The organism is Streptomyces doebereineriae (assembly GCF_031845645.1).
In the GTDB taxonomy this organism is placed as follows: Bacteria; Actinomycetota; Actinomycetes; order Streptomycetales; family Streptomycetaceae; genus Streptomyces; species Streptomyces canus.
Window position 1 is genome coordinate 1 of the sequence record NZ_JAVREZ010000567.1, and the last position, 393, is coordinate 393.

The following is a 393-nucleotide window of genomic DNA, read 5'->3' on the forward strand; positions in this document are numbered from 1 at the left end:
TTCTACTCGGGGATCAGCCACGTCGGCCTCTACATCGGCAACGGCCAGATGATCCACGCCCCGCGCCCGGGAGCGCCGGTCCGCATCGCGCCCATCGACCAGATGCCCTTCGCGGGGGCCACCCGGGTGGCATGAGGCCACGAGCCCCGGGGGCTCGGGCCCGGTGCGCTCAGACCAGCCGTCGCGCCGTCGCCCAGCGGGTCAGCTCGTGCCGGTTGGAGAGCTGGAGCTTGCGCAGCACCGCCGAGACATGGGACTCGACCGTCTTCACCGAGATGAACAGCTGCTTCGCGATCTCCTTGTACGCGTACCCCCGGGCGATCAGCCGCAGCACCTCGCGCTCGCGCTGGGTGTGAGCCGGTCCATGTCCTCGTCGACCGGCGGGGCGTCCGT

1 protein-coding gene and 1 pseudogene are annotated in these 393 nt (G+C 71.0%); one reads left to right on the forward strand and one right to left on the reverse strand.

Annotated elements, in window-relative coordinates; all coding sequences use genetic code 11:
• Positions 1-135, forward strand: a 135-nt coding sequence (locus RNB18_RS53275) for an NlpC/P60 family protein (RefSeq protein ID WP_311721213.1), incomplete at its 5' end; no start/stop codon positions are given.
• 34 nt (positions 136-169) lie between these two features.
• Here RNB18_RS53275 and RNB18_RS53280 read toward each other — a convergent pair.
• A pseudogene (locus RNB18_RS53280) lies at positions 170-393 on the reverse strand (response regulator transcription factor); the annotation flags it as partial.